The organism is Micromonospora globosa, assembly GCF_000717585.1.
Taxonomy (GTDB): domain Bacteria; phylum Actinomycetota; class Actinomycetes; order Mycobacteriales; family Micromonosporaceae; genus Micromonospora; species Micromonospora aurantiaca.
The window spans coordinates 454,114-471,485 of record NZ_JNZR01000001.1 but is presented as its reverse complement, the minus strand read 5'-3'; the positions used below and the strand labels follow the sequence as shown (position 1 = coordinate 471,485).

Sequence of the window (17,372 nt, the reverse complement as noted above, 5' to 3'; positions counted from 1 at the left end):
AGGTCCGACCCGGTCGGTGAATCAGGAGAGGGTCAGGGTGAGCGTGGCGACGTAGTCACCCGCCGCGGCGGACGCCGGCACACCGAGGTTGAGCTCGGCGCCGCAGGCGAAGACGCCGTTGCTGGTCCCGGCTCCGGCCGTGCACAGGGCCCGGGCCTCACCGAGACCGGCGCCGGGAGCGGCCACCGCGCCCGGGGTGACGGCACCGGTCGTGCCGCCCAGCGGGTCGTCCACCACGCTCGCCGTCGGCGCCCAGCCGAGGTAGTTCCCGGCGATGACGCCACCGGCGGCGGAGGTGAATTCGGAGACCTGTCCGACCAGGCTCCAGCCGGTGCCGGCGCCGCGCAGGTCGGCCACCGTGGCCGTGTTCAGCGGCGCCCGGGCGTACTCGCCCTTGCCGACCGGCGGCAGGGCGACTGTCGCGCCGGCGACGCTCAGGCTGAGCGGACCGCCGGTCACGGTGCTGGTGATCCGCTGCTGGGCCGAGTTCCCGCCCGCCCCGGTCCGGGTGAAGGTGATCGGGGTGAACGTGTCCTGGCGGCGGTCGGCCGAACCGCGGGCGGCGAACGTGATGACGTAGCACTGCACCTCGGTGCAGTCCACCTCGTCGCCGTTGCGGTCGGTGTAGACGGCGCTGATCGGCAGCGTCGTGGTGAAGCTGCCGTCGGCGGCCATCCGGTCCCGGGCGTCGGTCGGCTCGTTGGTCTTGTTGACCCACTTGGTGACCTGGAGGACGCCGGCGTTGGCCCAGTGCTCGTCGACCTTCGGTCCGAACGAGACGTAGATGCCGGCCCCGTTGTTGAAGTCCGGGTCGAAGCCGGTGCCGCGTACGGTGACAGTCGCGCCGGCGGGGTCGAGACCCTGGGCCGGGTCGACGGTCACCGCCGGGGTGGCGGGCGCGGTGCCGCCTGCCGTGGTGAACGTGAACGACACCGGGTCCAGCGCCTCACCGGCGGCGTAGAAGCCGTTGAAGGCGCCGGCTCCCACGCTGGTGAGCGCCGCGGCGAGGTTGCTGCCGGTCACCGTGTTCCCGCTGGCGGCGGGACTGCCGGTGAGGGTGGCGACGGTGGCCTGCTTCACCGAGACCGGCTCGGTCATCGTGGTGGCCAGGTCGACGTCCGCCTTCAGCGAGGCGGTGCCGCCGGAGACGGCGACGGTCGGGTTGGCCAGCGTGATGGTCAGCAGGTGCGCCGGGTACGAGAACACCACTGTGCCGCCGTACGTGGCGTTGGTCGTACCGGCGGCGGCGTCGTGCGTGCCGCCGGTCGACGGGAACGTGAACGTGCCGTCGGCGTTGACAGTGGCGCCGTTGCTGACAGCGATCGGCGGATCCCCGTTGCCGGCCTTGACGTAGTTGCGGAAGCTGGCCTTGAAACCCCAGGTCAGGCTGCCACTGGTGATCTCGGCCTCGGCCGCCGAGGCGGGTCCGGCGCCCACGAGCGCACTCGACACGCCGAGGGCGAGCACCGCCGCCCAGCGCATCGACCGGAGGGCTCCGGCTCTGGATCTGAACATGCTGTTCCTCTCGGGAGGGGAAGCGAAGACATTAGGTTAGGCAAACCTAATATGATCGGGTGATCGACGAAGCGTCCCAAGATCTTCAACCGAACGGACCCCTTGCCACCTGCGCTTTTGCCGCTTAGGTTAGCCAAACCTAAGTTGTTGCCCGGTCGGTGCACCCGGCCGGACCTGTCGTGTGAGGAGCCCGATGCGAGCACGGCGCCGCACCATCCTGACCACCGTTCTGCTCACCGCCGCCGTCGTCGCCACGCCCGCGCCGGCTCACGCCGGCACCGCCACCGGCAGCGGCGGTCAGAAGCTCACCGTCACCCCGAGCACCGGCCTGAGCCGCTCCGGCGCCACCGTGTCCGTCTCCGGGCGCGGCTACGACGTCGACAAGGGCATCTACGTCGCGTACTGCGTCGACAACGGACCGGGCGTGGCGGCCACCCCGTGCGGCGGCGGCGCCGACACCACCGGCAGCCTGGGCGCCTCGCAGTGGATCTCGTCGAACCCGCCCGCCTACGCCGAGGGCCTGCCGAAGCCGTACGGCCCGGGCGGCTCCTTCTCGGTGACGGTCAAGGTGACCCCCACCATCGGCGACGTCGACTGCACCGTCCGGCGCTGCGCGGTCGTCACCCGCGCCGACCACACCCGGGCCTCCGACCGGTCCCAGGACGTACGGGTGCCGGTCACGTTCGCCGCCGGCGCCACGAGCGCCCCGCCGAAGGCCGGTCCGGCGCCGAAGGCGACCACGCCCGCCGCCGCGCCCCGGACCACCACCGCGCAGGACGCACCGGCCCCGGCCGCCTCCGGCAGCGCGCCGGCCGCAGCGGGGGCGGCAGGGGTGACGGGCGCCGCGACCGGGGCCGGGGCGCCGTCGCAGGCCGCGGCCTCCGACCTCCACGTCACGCGGGTCAGCGACACCTCCGGGGCCGGACGCGGATGGACCGCCGGGGTGGTGGCCGCCGCACTGGCCCTGGCCGTCCTGCTCGGCCTCGGCCGGTGGCGGCGCCGTCGCGGTGCCGGCCGGTGAGCCGCCCGCACCGGCGACCAGGCCGGGGACCGCTCGTCGCGCTGCTCGCGGTGACCATGGCGGCGACCGGCTGCGCCGCGCCGGGCCGATCGGGTACGCCGTCCGCCGCCGGCTGCGGGCCGGTCACCGCCACGGTGGACGACGCCGACGTCGAGCCGGTCCGCCCGGCACCCACGCCCGCGCTGCCGGCCACCGTACGCTCCGGCGACGGCACGACGGTGACTGTGGACGACGTCAGCCGCATCCTCCCGGTGAACCTGCACGGCTCGATCGCCGAGATCGTCTTCGGCCTCGGCCTGGGCGGCAACGTCATCGGGCGGGACACCTCGACCACGTTCCCCGCCGCCGCGCACCTGCCGGTGGTCACCCCGGGCGGGCACGACCTCTCCGCCGAGGCGGTGCTCGACCTCGACCCGAGCGTCGTGCTCGTCGACGACGGCGTCGGACCGCCCGAGGTGCTGCGCCAGCTCCGCGCCGCCGGTATCCCGGTCGTCCAGGTACGCGCCGAGCCGACCCTCGACGGCGTACCGGCCCACATCCGCGCGGTCGCGGCGGCGCTCGGCGTACCCGGGGCCGGGGAGCGGCTGGTGACCCGCGTGCAGAGCGAGACCGCCGAAGCCCGGCGTACCGCCCCGGCGGGCCGAGCGCCACGGATCGCGTTCCTCTACCTGCGCGGCACCGCCGGGGCGTACCTGATCGGCGGCCGGGGCGCCGGGTCCGACGCGATGATCGAGGCGATCGGCGGCGTCGACGCCGGCAGCGTCGCCGGGCTGTCCAGGTTCCGTCCGCTGACCAGCGAGGGCCTCATCAACGCCGCGCCCGACGTGATCCTGGTGATGAGCGCCGGGCTCGCCTCCGTCGGCGGCGTCGACGGCCTGGTGAAGCTGCCCGGCGTGGCGCAGACGCCGGCCGGGGCGAACCGGCGCGTCGTCGACATGGCCGACGGCACGCTGCTCACCTTCGGCGTCCGCTCCGGCCGGGTCGTCCAGGCGCTGGCCCGCGCCGTCTACTCCTGCGAGGACCCGTCGTGACCACGCTACGGAAGCGGCCCGCGCCCGCCGCCGCCCCGGCGACGGTCACCGGCGCGCCCCGGTCCCCCGGCCGGCGGGGCACCGTGCTGGTGGCCGGGCTCGGCGTCGCCCTCGTGCTCGTCGCCCTGCTGGCCGCCGGGCGCGGCCAGGTGGCGATCTCCCCCGCCGAGGTGCTCGGCTCCGTGCTGCACCGCCTCGGGCTGGACCTCGGTCCGCTGCCGTCGGCGGCGCAGGGCGAGAACGCGCTCTGGATCGTCCGCTTCCCCCGGGTGCTGCTGGCGGCCGTCGTCGGCGCCGCCCTCGGCTGCGCGGGCGCGGTCATGCAGGGCGTCTTCGGCAACCCGCTCGCCGAGCCCGGCGTCATCGGGGTGTCGGCCGGCGCGGCCGTCGGCGCCGCCCTGGCCATCGTCACCGGCGTCACCGTCCTGGGCGGATGGACCGTGCCGCTCGCCGCCTTCGCCGGCGGCCTCGCCACCACCTACCTGGTGTACGCGCTGGCCCGCTCCGGGGGCCGGACCGAGGTGGTGACGCTGGTCCTGACCGGCGTCGCCGTCAACGCGGTCGCCGGCTCGGTGATCGGGCTGCTCATGTTCGTCACCGACCAGTCCGGCGTGCAGGCCATCGCGTTCTGGAACCTCGGCAGCCTCGCCCAGGCCAGCTGGACGGCCGTGGGTCTCGCCGCGCCGTGCCTGCTCGCCGGGCTCGCCGTCGCCTGCGCCGACGCGCGCCGCCTCGACCTGCTCGCCCTCGGCGAACCCGCCGCCCGGCACCTCGGCGTGAACGTCGAACGCCTGCGGCTGCGGCTGATCGTCGTCACCGCGCTTCTCGGCGCCGCCGCTGTCGCGTTCACCGGCATCATCAGCTTCGTCGGACTGGTCGTGCCGCACCTGATCCGGATGGTCGCCGGACCGGGCCACCGGGTGCTGCTGATCGCCAGCGCGCTCGGCGGGGCCGTCGTGGTGATCGGCGCCGACCTCGCGGCGCGTACCCTCGTCGAGCACCAGGAGCTGCCCCTCGGCGTGCTCACCGCGGTCATCGGCGGCCCGGCGTTCTTCTGGCTGCTGCGCCGCACCCGCGACCGGGCCGGAGGCTGGGGATGAGCCTCCCACGTACGCCGCGCCGGTTCGCCGCCGCCCGGCCGCCGCGCCCGGCGCCCGCCGGGCACCTCCGGATCCGGGTGGCCGGGCTGCGCGTCGAGCGCGCCGGCCGGACCGTGCTCGACGGGATCGACCTTCAGGTACGCGCCGGCGAGGTGCACGCCCTGGTCGGGCCGAACGGCGCCGGGAAGTCGACGCTGCTCGGCGCGATCAGCGGTGACGTGCCGGCCGCCGCCGGCCGGATCGAGGTCGACGGGCTGCCCCGCGAGTCGTGGAGCCCGGTGGAGCTGGCCTGGCGCCGCGCCGTGCTCACCCAGCGCAACACGCTGAGCTTCCCGTTCACGGTCGGGGAGGTGGTGCGGATGGGCCGGGCGCCGTGGGCGGGGCGGCCGGAGCGGGAACAGGACGACGCCGTCGTCGCCGACGTGCTCGAACGCTGCGAGGTCGCCCGTTTCGCGGCCCGGCCGTACCCCGCGCTGTCCGGTGGCGAGCAGGCCCGCGCCGCGCTGGCCCGGGTCCTGGCGCAGCGGGCCACCACGCTGCTGCTCGACGAGCCGACCGCCGCGCTCGACCTGCGGCACCAGGAACTGGTCATGCGCATCGCCCGGGAGCGGGCCCGCGCCGGGGACGCCGTGGTCGTGGTGCTGCACGACCTGACGCTGACCGGGGCGTACGCGGACACCGTGACCCTGCTCGGCGACGGACGCGTCCGCGCCGCCGGGACACCGCGCGAGGTGCTCACCGCCCCGCTGCTCAGCGAGGTCTACCGGTACGACATCGACGTCGTCCCCCACCCCCGTGACGAGCTGCCGCTGATCGTGCCCCGACGCGGCCGGCCCGCAGGACCGTCAGCCGACGAGGAGAGACAGCAGATGGATACACAGACGTTCGCGGCCCGGCTGCGCGCCGAGACACGCGACGCGCACCGGAGCGCCGAGTCCCAGCGGTACGTCTCCGCGCTCACCGCCGGTGAACTCGACGTCGCCGGCTACACCGCGCTCGTCGTCGCGCACCACGGCATCTACGCGGCGCTGGAGGGCGTGGCGGACACGATGCGCGACGACCCGCTGGCCGGCCCGTTCGTCGACGACGCGCTGACCCGGCTGCCCGCGCTCGCCGCCGACCTGCGGTTCCTGCTCGGCCCGCGCTGGCGCGAGGTGATGGAGCCTGTTCCGGCCGCTGTCGCGTACGCCGCGCGGATCGCCTCGGCCTGCGCCGGATCGCCCGAGCGGTTCATCGCGCACCACTACATCCGCTATCTCGGCGACCTGTCCGGCGGGCGGCACATCGGGCGCTGCGTGGCCCGGTACTACGGGGTGACCGAGGAGGCCGGGGCGTCGTTCTACACGTTCCCGGGGATCAGCGACCCGAAGTCGTACAAGGACGCCTACCGGGCGAGGCTGGACGCGCTCGCGCTGGACGAGGCCGGCCGGGCCGCGCTGCGCGACGAGGTGCTGGTGGCGTACGAGCACAACATCGCGGTCTTCACCGACCTGGGTCGCCTGGTGGCGGCGAGCGGCCGGCAGGGCGCCGCGTGAGCGCCGGTTTCCCGCCGGAGGTGGTCGCCGCCGTCAGCCGGCACATGAACGACGACCACGCCGGGGACGCGCTGCTGATCTGCCGTACGCTCGGCGGCCGGCCGGACGCCACCGCGGCCCGCACCACCGGCCTGGACGCCGACGGCATCGACTTCGCCGTCACAGTCGGCGGCACGGAGGTCCCGGTGCGCGTCCCGTTCGCCCACCGGCTCACCGAACGGGCGCAGATCCGCCGGGAGGTGGTGCGCATGTACCGGGAGGCCTGCGACCGGGCCGGCGTACCGCCCCGGCCGGCCGGCTGAGCACCGGGACCGTCCGGGCTGCGGAAACCCGGTCGGCTGCCGCACCGCCGCGGCGTACAGTCCGCCGCATGGCTGTGGACACGAGGCCGGCGGTGCGCGCCGGCCGATTCCGGCTGCTCCCGCTGGGCGTGGTCTTCCTGACCGTCGGTCTGTCCACCGCCGTGGTACTGCCGTTCCTGTCGCTGTTCCTCGACCGCGAGGTCCACGCCAGTCCGTTACGGGTGACCGTGTTCCTGGTCGTCGCCCCGCTGTCCGGGGTGGTCGCCTCCGCGCTGATCGGCCGGCTGTCGGACCGCCTGCCGATCCGGCGCGCGCTTCTCGTCGGCGCCGCGCTGGCCGGTGTGGTGGGCGCGGGGACGACCGCGTACGTCCGGGACTACTGGATCCTGCTGGGGCTGACCGCGACAGCCACCGCGCTGGCGAACTCGCTGTTCCCGCAGTCGTTCGCGTACACCCGGGCGCTGTTCGACAGGGACGATCCGGGGCGGGCCGCGTTCGGCGTCAGCCTCATGCGTACCGTGTTCTCGCTGGCCTGGGTGGCCGGGCCGGCGCTGGCCGCGGTGCTGCTCGACGTCGGCGGCTTCCGCCTGGTCTACGGCATGGCCGCCGTCATGTACGCGCTGGCCGCGCTGGTGGCCGCGTTCCGGCTGGAGGAGCTGCCGCTGCCGGCGCGGCCGGTCCCCGGCGATCCGGACGGCGCGGTGCCCGCCCCGCCCGGCGCGTCCCGGCTGCGGCTGGCGCTGACGGCGCTCGCGTTCGTCCTGCTCCAGTGCCCGCTGACGCTCGCCGTGCAGGCGCTGCCGCTGTTCATCGACGCCGAACTGAACGACGACCCCTCCCGCGCCGGGCTGGTGCTGGGCCTGTGCGCGGCGCTGGAGATCCCGCTGATGCTCGGGCTGGGCGCACTGACCGCGCGGGTCCGGCTGCGGCCGCTGATCCTGGTCGGCGGCGCCTGCGGGGTCGCCTACTACGCGACCGCCGCGACGGCGCCGGGCGTGGCGGTCCTGTTGCTCGCGCAGCCGGTGAACGCGCTGTTCATCGCCGCGGTGTCCGGCGTCGGCATCGCCTACGTGCAGGATCTGCTGCCGGGCGAGCCGGGCCGGGCCACCACGCTGTTCACCAACACGTTCCCGATCGGCGCCATGCTCGCCGGTCCGTTGCTCGGGCTCTCCGCGCAGGTCGGCTACCGGTGGGCGTACGGAATGAGCACCGCGCTGTGCGCGGCCGGGCTGCTGGTGCTGCTGCTGACCCGGCCGCACGCGCGGGCCTGACCGGCCCGGCGGTCAGCGGCGCCGCACCAGCACCACGTGGTCGATCAGCTCGCCGGTCCGGCCGTCCGGGCCGGTGGCGGTACGGCGCGCCGCGCCCAGCCGCTCGGTGTCCCAGCCGTCCGGGTCGAGGTTCATCGCGGCCAGGATCTCCTCCGGGCTGGCGAACCGGTGGTGGCCGGTGTCGGGCCCGGCCCAGGGCGGCGGCGCGCCGTGCTCGACGACGAGCAGCCGGCCGCCGGGCGCGACCGCCTCGGCCGCCGGGGGCAGCACCTTCTCCCGGGGCAGGACCAGCGGCGACTGGAAGAACTGCGCGGACACCAGGTCGTACCGGCCGGGCGGGAAGCCCTGGGTCAGGTCGTGCCGGACGGTGGTGATCCGGTCCGCCACCCCGGCCCGCTCGGCCTCGACGGTGAGCCGGTCCAGCGCGACGGACGAAATGTCCGCGGCGGTGACCCGCCATCCCTTCGACGCGAGCCACACCGCGTCGCCGCCCTCACCGGAGCCCAGGTCGAGCACGGTGCCGGGCGGCAGCGCGCCGGCGACCTCGGCGAGGACCGGGTTCACCCGGCCGCTCCAGATCCGGTCCCGCTGGCCGTACCGCTCGTCCCAGAACCGGGCCGGGTCGGTGTCCGCCGGCGGCTGCTCGTGGTGGTGCCCCGTCATGTCCGCCTCCTCGCCGCCGGCCGTCTCCCGTCCGGTCACGCCATCGTGCGCCGCCGCCGACCGGACAGCAAGGAACCTTGCCGTTCCGGCAAACGAGCACACCGGACGAGCGGGGGGGTGGCGGGCGGCCGGACGCTGCGCTACCGTCGAGAGCAGATACCCCCGGGGGTATATGGATCCGGAAGGAGAACGCCCATGCACGAGGTCGACGTGACCACGTTCGCCACCGCCCACGCCGACGGGGCGACTGTCATCGACGTCCGGGAGACCGCCGAGTACCTCGGCGGACACGTCCCGGGTGCCCGTTGTGTGCCGCTGGGCCACCTGCCTGCCCAGATGGCACAGGTGCCGCGCACCGGCCCCGTCTACGTGATCTGCGAGGCCGGCGGGCGGAGCCGGGTCGGCGCCGAGCTGCTGGAACGCGCCGGCATCACCGCCCTGTCGGTGGCCGGCGGCACCTCCGCCTGGGTGCGCTCGGGCCGCCCGGTCACCGCTGGCAGCCGGCCGTGACCGGCCGGCGGGAGACGGCAGCCGCTCCGCGCACCGGCTTCCTCCGCCGCCTGCTCGGCCCTCGCGTCGCCCGGATCACCCCGGCGGAGGCGGCGGCGCTGTCCGGCGCGGGCGCGCTGCTGCTCGACGTCCGCGAGCCGGCCGAGTGGCGGGCCGGACACGCCCCCGGCGCCCGGCACATCCCGCTCGGCCAGCTCGCGGGCCGGCTGTCCGAGGTGCCGGCGGACCGGCCCGTGGTGACCGTCTGCCGCTCCGGCGCGCGGTCGCGACGGGCAGCGAAGCTGCTCGCCGCGGCAGGCCACGAGGTGCACGACCTGACCGGCGGCATGCGGGCGTGGACGAACGCCGGGCTGGCGGTACGAGCCAAGGGCGGCAGGCCGGGCCACGTGGCCTGAGCAGACGCCCGTCCATCACCAGGAGAAGGAGCACGGCCGATGTTGTTCACCCAGTACTACCTCGACTGCCTGTCCCAGGCCTCGTACCTGATCGCCGACGACCGCACCGGCCGGGCCGTGCTCGTCGACCCGCGCCGGGACATCGACGAATACCTCACCGACGCCAAGGCGCACGGCCTGACGATCGAGGGCGTCGTCAACACCCACTTCCACGCCGACTTCCTCGCCGGGCACCTGGAGGTGGCCGCCGCGACCGGCGCGTGGATCGGCTACGGGAGCCGGGCCGAGACCGAGTACCCGAGCCGCAAGCTCGCCGACGGCGAACGGATCAGCCTCGGCGACGTGACGCTGGAGATCATGGAGACCCCGGGCCACACGCCCGAGTCGATCAGCATCCTGGTCTACGAGCGCGCCGACGACCCGGTCCCGTACGGCGTGCTGACCGGCGACGCGCTGTTCATCGGCGACGTGGGCCGGCCCGACCTGCTCGCCTCGTTCGGCGTGACCGCCGAGGAACTCGGCCGCATGCTCTACGACAGCGTGCAGCACAAGCTGATGGGCCTGCCCGACGAGGTGCGCGTCTTCCCCGCCCACGGCGCCGGCTCGGCCTGCGGCAAGAACCTGTCCACCGAGCGGCAGTCCACCATCGGCGAGCAGCGCCGCACCAACTACGCCTGCGCGCCGATGAGCGAGGAGCGCTTCCTCGCCCTGGTCACCGGCGGGCAGCCGGCCGCGCCGGGTTACTTCGCCTTCGACGCGGTGCTCAACCGCAAGGCGCGTGAGCTGTTCGACCACGCCCGGCCGGCCCGCCCACTCACCCCGGCCGAGTTCCTGGCCGCCCGGGCCGACGGCGCCGTCGTGGTCGACGCCCGCGACCCGCAGGAGTACGCGACCGGGCACCTGCGCGGCGCGCTCAACGTCCCGGCCGACGGCCGGTTCGCCGAGACCGCCGGCAGTGTCGTGGCGCCCGACCGGCCGGTGCTCGTGGTGGCCCCGCAGGACCGGGAGGAGGAGATCGTCGTCCGCCTCGCCCGGATCGGCTTCGACCGGGTGATCGGCTACCTGCGCGAACCCGAGGGCGCCTTCCTGGAGATGGTCGCCGAGATGACCCGGGCCAGCCGGGTCACCGCCACCGAGCTGCGCGCGGCCCTCGACGGTCCGGACGCGCCGGTGGTGCTGGACGTCCGCAACGCCGGCGAGCGGGAGCAGGGAGCGGTGGACGGCTCCCGGCACATCCCGCTGGCCGAGCTGACCCACCGCCTCGGCGAGGTGCCCACCGACCGCCCCGTCGTCGTGCACTGCGCCGGCGGCTACCGCTCCTCGGTGGCCGCCAGCCTGCTGCGCAACGCCGGTCACGCCGACGTGTCCGACCTGCTCGGCGGCTACGGCGCCTGGCAGGGCCTGCACGCCGCCGCGTGACCCACCGGTCCGGCCCGGGTTGGGGCCCCTCCCCCGCCCGGCCCGGACCGTCCGATCGCGCCGCCAGGATTAGCACTCCCCTCGCATGGGCAGACATTTGTCATCGGACACGCGAACGAGGGAGCTGACGGCATGGCGAAGGGCGACATCGACACCTACCAGCAGGACGGGCAGTGGAAGAACCGCCCGGAGGGCAACGAGCGCGCGACCAGCCGCCACGACACCAAGGCGGAGGCCGAGGCGGCCGGCCGGGAGATGGCGGCCGAGCGCGGCGCCGAGCACGTGATCAAGAAGCAGGACGGCACGATCGGCGAGAAGAACACGTACCCCCGCAGCCGCGACCCCCGGGAGATCCCGGGCTGAGCACGCAGCGCAGGCGATGTACGGCGCCGGACCCGAGCGGGTCCGGCGCCGTATCGCGTACCGGCGGGTAGTGAGTGGCTGGCTAAAAACTTTTGTTCGGTTCCTACAACGGTCCCCGCTCAGGCTTCGGCCGTTACGACATGGCGCCGCCCGCGCATAGGCGGAAAGGTGAGGCGAGCCGGGGGCATCGCCGCGCCCGGCGCGCCACCGTGGGTCAACCGAAGGGGACGGTCACGTGTTCACCCGTGTCGCCATCGTCAACCGTGGTGAGGCCGCGATGCGGCTCATCCACGCGGTCCGGGAACTGGCCGCGGAGACCGGCAGCCGGATCGAGACCGTCGCGCTGTACACCGACGTCGACCGTACCGCCACCTTCGTCCGCGAGGCGGACGTCACCTACGACCTGGGCCCCGCGTCGGCCCGCCCGTACCTCGACCTCAAGGCCCTGGAGCGCGCGCTGGTCGAGACCGGCGCGGACGCCGCGTGGGTGGGCTGGGGTTTCGTGGCCGAGGACCCGGCGTTCGCCGAACTGTGCGAGAAGATCGGCGTGACGTTCGTCGGACCGAGCCCGGACGCCATGCGCAAGCTCGGCGACAAGATCGGCGCGAAGCTGATCGCCGAGGAGGTCGGCGTGCCGGTCGCGCCGTGGAGCCGCGGCGCGGTGGAGAGTCTGGACGACGCGCTGCGCGCGGCGGCCTCGATCGGCTACCCGCTGATGCTCAAGGCGACCGCCGGTGGCGGCGGGCGCGGCATCCGGGTGATCCGCAGCGACGCCGAGCTGGCCGACGCCTACGAGCGCACCAGCCAGGAGGCGGCTCGCGCGTTCGGCAGCGGCGTGGTGTTCCTGGAGCGCCTGGTCACCGGCGCCCGGCACGTCGAGGTCCAGGTGATCGCCGACGGCCAGGGCACCGCGTGGGCGCTCGGCGTACGGGACTGCTCGGTGCAGCGGCGCAACCAGAAGGTGATCGAGGAGTCCGCGTCGCCGGTGCTCAGCCCGGAGCAGACCGCGGAGCTGAAGGCGTCGGCGGAGCGGCTGGCGGTCGCCGTCGGCTACCGGGGCGCGGCCACAGTCGAGTTCCTCTACCACCCGGGCGACCGGCTGTTCGCGTTCCTGGAGGTCAACACGCGCCTGCAGGTCGAGCACCCGATCACCGAGTCCACCACCGGGTTCGACCTGGTCAAGGCGCAGCTTCACGTGGCCGGCGGCGGCCGGCTCACCGGCGAGCCGCCGGTCGAGCGCGGCCACGCGATCGAGGCCCGGCTCAACGCCGAGGACCCGGACCGCGACTTCGCGCCCTCCCCCGGCCGGATCACCCGGCTCGACCTGCCCGCCGGGCCGGGTATCCGGGTCGACACCGGGGTCAGCGAGGGCGACACCATCCCGGCCGACTTCGACTCCATGATCGCGAAGATCATCGCGTACGGCCGGGACCGGGACGAGGCGCTGGGCCGCCTGCGCCGGGCGATGGCGAACACCATTGTGGTCATCGCCGGCGGCGCGACGAACAAGAGCTTCGTGCTCGACCTGCTCGACCAGCCCGAGGTGATCGACGCCAGCGCGGACACCGGCTGGATCGACCGGGTACGCGGCGAGGGCCGCCTGGTCGCGCACCGGCACTCCGCCGTCGCGCTGGCGGCAGCCGCGATCGAGGCGTACGAGGAGGACGAGACCGCCGAACGGCAGCGGCTGCTGTCCACCGCGGCCGGTGGACGCCCGCAGGTGCAGCACCGCAGCGGCCGGCCGCTGGACCTGAAGCTGCGCGGCGTGACCTACCGGATGCGGGTGGCCCGGGTCGGCGCGCACCGGTTCCGGGTCGGTGTCGAGGCCGGTGGCGACGTGCGCACCGCCGACGTCGAGCTGGACCGCTTCGACCGGCACACCGGTCAGATCGCCGTCAACGGCGCCCGGTTCCGCCTGCTCACCGACACTCACGGCCCGGTGCACCTGGTCGAGGTGGACGGCGTGACGCACCGGGTCAGCCGCGACGAGGGCGGCGTGCTGCGCTCCCCCATGCCGGCGCTGGTGGTCGCCACGCCGCTTCAGGTCGGCGCGGAGGTCGAGGCCGGCGCGCCGGTGCTGGTGCTGGAGGCGATGAAGATGGAGACGGTGCTGCGGGCGCCGTTCCGGGCCCGCCTCAAGGAGTCGTCGGTCGCGGTGGGCACCCAGGTGGAGGCCGGGGCGCCGCTGCTGCGCCTGGAGCCGGTCGCGGAGGACGACGCCGAGGCGGCCGCCGGGCCGGCCGGACCGGCTGTCGAGCTGGACCTGCCCACCGCGCCCGCCGACGTACCCGCGCGGTCCCGCGCCGAACGCGGCCAGGAGGACCTCTGCTCGCTGCTGCTCGGCTACGACGTGGACCCGCACGACGAGCGCCGGGTGCTCGACGACTACCTGGACGCGCGGCGGGCGGCCACCGAGGCCGGGCACCGGCCGCTGGCCGAGGAACTGGAACTGGTGAACGTCTTCGCCGACCTGGCCGAGCTGAGCCGTAACCGGCCCGGCGGCGACGACGGGCCGGGCGGGCACGTGCACAGCGCCCGCGAGTACTTCCACACCTACCTGCAGAGCCTCGACGTCGAGCGGGCCGGTTCCCCGGAGTCGTTCCGGGCCCGCCTGGCCAAGGCGCTCGCCCACTACGGCGTCACCGAACTGGACCGCTCGCCCGAGCTGGAGGCCGCGGTCTTCCGGATCTTCCTGGCCCAGCAGCGGGCCGCCGCGGACGCCGCGGTGATCGCCGCGCTGCTGCGCTCCTGGCTGCGCGAGCCGCCGCCGGACGAGGCGCTGCGCGAGCCGGCCGGTCTCACGCTGGAACGCCTCGTCGCGGCCACCCAGGTCCGCTTCCCGGTGGTCGCCGACCTGGCCCGGGGCGTGGTGTTCGCCTGGTTCGCCCAGCCGCTGCTGCGCCGCAACCGGGCCCGGGTCTACGCCCAGGTCCGCACCCACCTGCGGCACCTCGACGCGCAGCCGGACGCGCCGGACCGCGCCGGGCGGATCGCCGAGATGGTGCGCAGCACCGAGCCGCTGGTCCGGCTGCTCGGCCAGCGCCTGGTCCGCAACGACCTGGACAACGCGGCCATGCTGGAGGTGCTGACCCGCCGGTACTACGGCAACAAGGCGCTCACCGAGGTCCGCACCCGCACCGCCGGTGGCTGCACGTTCGTGGTGGCCGGGCGGGACGGGTCGAGTGTCGTCTCGGCCGCCGTCCGCTTCGACGCGCTCGGCGACGCGCTGCGCGGCCTGGCCGAGGTGGCCCGGGACTGCGAGGCCGTCGACGCGGACGTCTACCTGGCCTGGGAGAACCAGCCCGAGGACCTGGACGCCGCCGCCGCCGCGCTGCTGGACGTGGTGAACGCACACCCGCTGCCGCAGCAGGTACGCCGCCTCACCACCACCGTCGCCGGGCGCGGCGGCGCGGTGATGCACCACCACGTCACGTTCCGTCCGGCCGAGGGCGGCGGGATGGCCGAGGAGCGGCTGATCCGCGGCCTGCACCCGTACATCGCGCAGCGGATGCAACTGGAACGGCTGCGCGAGTTCGACCTGACCCGGCTGCCCTCGCTGGACGAGGAGGTCTACCTGTTCCAGGCGGTCGCCCGGCAGAACCCGTCCGACCAGCGGCTGGTCGCGTTCGCGCAGGTACGTGACCTGACCGAGCTGCGGGATCAGGACGGCCGCCTGGTGGCGCTGCCGACCACCGAGGACACGGTGGCGGCCTGCATCGACTCGATCCGCCGGGCGCAGTCGCGGCGGCCGTCGAAGTCGCGGTTCCCGACCAACCGGATCGTCGTCTACGTGTGGCCGCCGAGCGAGCTGACCCGCGAGGAGATGGAGCTGATCGCCGGCCGGGTACGCCCGACCACTGTGGGCGCCGAGCTGGAGGAGATCCTGTTCATCGCCCGGCAGCGCGACCGGCGTACCGGCGAGCTGACGAAGGTCGGCGTGCGGATCACGTTCGACGCCACAGGGCACGCGCAGCTGACAGTGGGCGAGCCGCCGGCCGAGCCGGTCGAGCCGCTTGACGACTACCGGTTGAAGGTGCTGCGGGCGGCCGGCCGCAACACGGTGTACCCGTACGAGCTGACCGGCCTGCTGGGCGACTTCGTCGAGCACGACCTGGACGCCGGTCACGCGCTGGTGCCGGTGGACCGGCCGAAGGGCCGCAACACCGCGGCGATCGTGGCCGGTGTGGTGACCACGCCGACACCGCGGCACCCGCAGGGCGTGACCCGGGTGGTGCTGCTCGGCGACCCGACCAAGTCCCTCGGCGCGCTGTCCGAGCCGGAGTGCCGGCGGGTGATCGCCGCGCTGGACCTCGCGCAGCGGATGGGCGTGCCGCTGGAGTGGTACGCGTTGAGCGCCGGCGCCCGCATCTCGATGACCTCCGGCACCGAGAACATGGACTGGGTGGCCGCGGCGCTCAAGCGCATCGTCGAGTTCACCCAGGACGGCGGTGAGATCAACATCGTGGTGGCGGGCATCAACGTCGGCGCCCAGCCGTACTGGAACGCCGAGGCGACGATGCTCATGCACACCAAGGGCGTGCTGGTCATGACGCCGGACTCGGCGATGGTGCTCACCGGCAAGCAGTCGCTCGACTTCTCCGGCGGTGTCTCGGCCGAGGACAACTTCGGCATCGGCGGCTACGACCGGGTGATGGGCCCGAACGGGCAGGCGCAGTACTGGGCGCCGAGCCTGCCGGCCGCGCGGGACGTGCTGATGGCGCACTACGACCACACGTACGTCGCGCCGGGCGAGGACGCGCCGCGCCGGGCCGTCACGATGGACCCGGTGGACCGGGACATCTGCGGCTACCCGCACGCGGTGGCCGGCAGCGACTTCGCCACGGTGGGCGAGATCTTCTCCGCCACCGCGAACCCGGACCGGAAGAAGCCGTTCGACATCCGTACCGTGATGCGGGCGCTCGCCGACCAGGACCACCCGGTGCTGGAGCGGTGGGCCGGCATGGCCGACGCGGAGACGGCTGTGGTGCAGGACGTGCACCTCGGCGGCATCCCGGTGTGCCTGCTCGGCATCGAGTCCCGCTCGGTGCCCCGGCACGGCTTCCCGCCCACCGACGGCCCGGACACGTACACCGCGGGCACGCTGTTCCCGCGCTCGTCGAAGAAGGCCGCGCGGGCGATCAACGCGGCCAGCGGCAACCGGCCGCTGGTCGTGCTCGCCAACCTCTCCGGCTTCGACGGTTCGCCCGAGTCGATGCGCAAGCTGCAACTGGAGTACGGCGCGGAGATCGGCCGGGCGATCGTCAACTTCCGCGGCCCGATCGTGTTCTGCGTGATCTCGCGCTACCACGGCGGCGCGTTCGTGGTGTTCTCCAAGGCACTCAACCCGGACATGACGGTGCTGGCGATCGAGGGGTCGTTCGCCTCGGTGCTCGGTGGCGCGCCCGCCGCCGCCGTGGTGTTCGCCGGCGAGGTCGCCGCCCGTACCGCCGCCGATCCCCGGGTACGCGACCTGGAGGGGAAGGTCACCGCCGCGGCCGGCACCGAGCGGGCGGCGCTCACCGCCGAGCTGGACGAGCTGCGCTCGTCGGTGCGGGCGGAGAAGCTGGGCGAGGTGGCCGCCGAGTTCGACCGGGTGCACAGCATCCAGCGGGCGGTCGAGGTCGGTTCGGTCGACGCGGTGATCCGCGCCGCCGAGCTGCGTCCCCGCGTCATCGAGGCGATCGAGGCGCGCCTGCGCTGACACGTTGCACCGCCGGACGGCGGGCGGGCCTTCGGGTCCGCCCGCCGTTTCGCGTGCGCCGGTCCTTGACGGGCCTGCCGCCGCATGGTGTGCTCAATCGGTAATGGAAACCGTGTTCGTTAGCGATGACGGAGGACCCATGTCGCTCACCGTTCCGCCCGCCCTGCTGCACGCCGCCGAGACCGGTCCCGTGGACGAGGAGGCGTTCGTCGCCTGCGTCCGCGACTCCCTGCCGTACGCCTGGGAGACGGTCAGCCGGGTGGCCGCCGACCTGGCCGCGTCCGACGCCGAGTTCGCCGACAACGTGGTGCCGCCGCCGGGCGACGCCGAGCGCGGGCAACTGCTGCGCGCGATGGCCAGCGACGCGATCCGCGCCGGCCTGGAACGGCACTTCGGGGTGACGCTGGCGTTCCAGAACTGCCACCGGGTGGCGGCGTTCCGCCCCGGCGCGGCCGGCTCCGAGGCGTACCGCCGGTTCACCTCCAGCCGCGGCCAGTTGCTGAACCAGTCACCGGCACTGCGCAACTGCTGACGGCGACGCGCCGC

14 protein-coding genes are annotated in these 17,372 nt (G+C 74.6%); 12 read left to right on the top strand and 2 right to left on the bottom strand.

What is annotated here, in order from left to right; translation table 11 throughout:
• Positions 1-21: 21 nt before the first annotated feature.
• On the bottom strand, positions 22-1,515 hold the full coding sequence (locus IF06_RS0101790) for an HtaA domain-containing protein (RefSeq protein WP_013286803.1): 1,494 nt from the start codon (positions 1,513-1,515) through the stop codon (positions 22-24).
• A gap of 193 nt (positions 1,516-1,708) precedes the next feature.
• Between IF06_RS0101790 and IF06_RS0101785 the strand changes: the two genes are divergently transcribed.
• The 6 genes from IF06_RS0101785 to IF06_RS0101760 all read left to right on the top strand — a co-directional run bounded on the left by IF06_RS0101785 (position 1,709) and on the right by IF06_RS0101760 (position 7,775).
• Positions 1,709-2,536: a neocarzinostatin apoprotein domain-containing protein gene (locus tag IF06_RS0101785; RefSeq protein ID WP_013476452.1), complete on the top strand. Its 828-nt coding sequence runs from the start codon at positions 1,709-1,711 to the stop codon at positions 2,534-2,536.
• Positions 2,533-3,567: a heme/hemin ABC transporter substrate-binding protein gene (locus IF06_RS0101780; RefSeq protein WP_232236587.1), complete on the top strand. Its 1,035-nt coding sequence runs from the start codon at positions 2,533-2,535 to the stop codon at positions 3,565-3,567. Before IF06_RS0101785 ends, IF06_RS0101780 begins: the two co-directional genes overlap by 4 nt.
• Positions 3,564-4,667, top strand: coding sequence for a FecCD family ABC transporter permease (locus IF06_RS0101775; RefSeq protein ID WP_030268495.1), 1,104 nt, complete (start codon positions 3,564-3,566; stop codon positions 4,665-4,667). The genes IF06_RS0101780 and IF06_RS0101775 overlap by 4 nt, the downstream gene beginning before the upstream one ends.
• On the top strand, positions 4,664-6,202 hold the full coding sequence (locus tag IF06_RS0101770; protein ID WP_030268493.1) for a heme ABC transporter ATP-binding protein: 1,539 nt from the start codon (positions 4,664-4,666) through the stop codon (positions 6,200-6,202). The genes IF06_RS0101775 and IF06_RS0101770 overlap by 4 nt, the downstream gene beginning before the upstream one ends.
• Positions 6,199-6,504: a DUF2470 domain-containing protein gene (locus tag IF06_RS0101765; RefSeq protein ID WP_013286808.1), complete on the top strand. Its 306-nt coding sequence runs from the start codon at positions 6,199-6,201 to the stop codon at positions 6,502-6,504. The genes IF06_RS0101770 and IF06_RS0101765 overlap by 4 nt, the downstream gene beginning before the upstream one ends.
• Positions 6,505-6,572: 68 nt before the next feature.
• Positions 6,573-7,775, top strand: a complete 1,203-nt coding sequence (locus tag IF06_RS0101760; RefSeq protein ID WP_221488058.1) for a sugar efflux transporter — start codon at positions 6,573-6,575, stop codon at positions 7,773-7,775.
• 12 nt (positions 7,776-7,787) lie between these two features.
• Here the strand turns inward: IF06_RS0101760 and IF06_RS0101755 are convergent, their stop codons facing one another.
• Positions 7,788-8,438, bottom strand: coding sequence for a class I SAM-dependent methyltransferase (locus IF06_RS0101755; RefSeq protein WP_030268491.1), 651 nt, complete (start codon positions 8,436-8,438; stop codon positions 7,788-7,790).
• 195 nt (positions 8,439-8,633) lie between these two features.
• On the opposite strand from IF06_RS0101755, the gene IF06_RS0101750 reads away from it, so the two are divergent.
• The 6 genes from IF06_RS0101750 (at position 8,634) to IF06_RS0101725 (ending at position 17,358) form a co-directional block, all read left to right on the top strand.
• A complete protein-coding gene (locus tag IF06_RS0101750; RefSeq protein WP_030268489.1) occupies positions 8,634-8,948 on the top strand; it encodes a rhodanese-like domain-containing protein in 315 nt (104 codons plus the stop codon).
• A 50-nt stretch (positions 8,949-8,998) separates the two neighbouring features.
• Positions 8,999-9,343 carry a rhodanese-like domain-containing protein gene (locus tag IF06_RS0101745; RefSeq protein ID WP_052166120.1) on the top strand — a complete coding sequence of 115 codons (345 nt, stop codon included), beginning with the start codon at positions 8,999-9,001 and terminating at the stop codon, positions 9,341-9,343.
• A gap of 39 nt (positions 9,344-9,382) precedes the next feature.
• Positions 9,383-10,762 (top strand): MBL fold metallo-hydrolase, encoded by a 1,380-nt coding sequence (locus IF06_RS0101740; protein ID WP_013286813.1) that lies wholly within the window; start codon positions 9,383-9,385, stop codon positions 10,760-10,762.
• Positions 10,763-10,894: 132 nt separating this feature from the next.
• Positions 10,895-11,125, top strand: coding sequence for a DUF2188 domain-containing protein (locus IF06_RS0101735; protein ID WP_013286814.1), 231 nt, complete (start codon positions 10,895-10,897; stop codon positions 11,123-11,125).
• Positions 11,126-11,360: 235 nt separating this feature from the next.
• Positions 11,361-16,826: a carboxyl transferase domain-containing protein gene (locus IF06_RS0101730; RefSeq protein ID WP_030268485.1), complete on the top strand. Its 5,466-nt coding sequence runs from the start codon at positions 11,361-11,363 to the stop codon at positions 16,824-16,826.
• Positions 16,827-16,965: 139 nt separating this feature from the next.
• Positions 16,966-17,358 carry an SCO5389 family protein gene (locus IF06_RS0101725; RefSeq protein WP_013286816.1) on the top strand — a complete coding sequence of 131 codons (393 nt, stop codon included), beginning with the start codon at positions 16,966-16,968 and terminating at the stop codon, positions 17,356-17,358.
• Positions 17,359-17,372 lie beyond the last annotated feature (14 nt).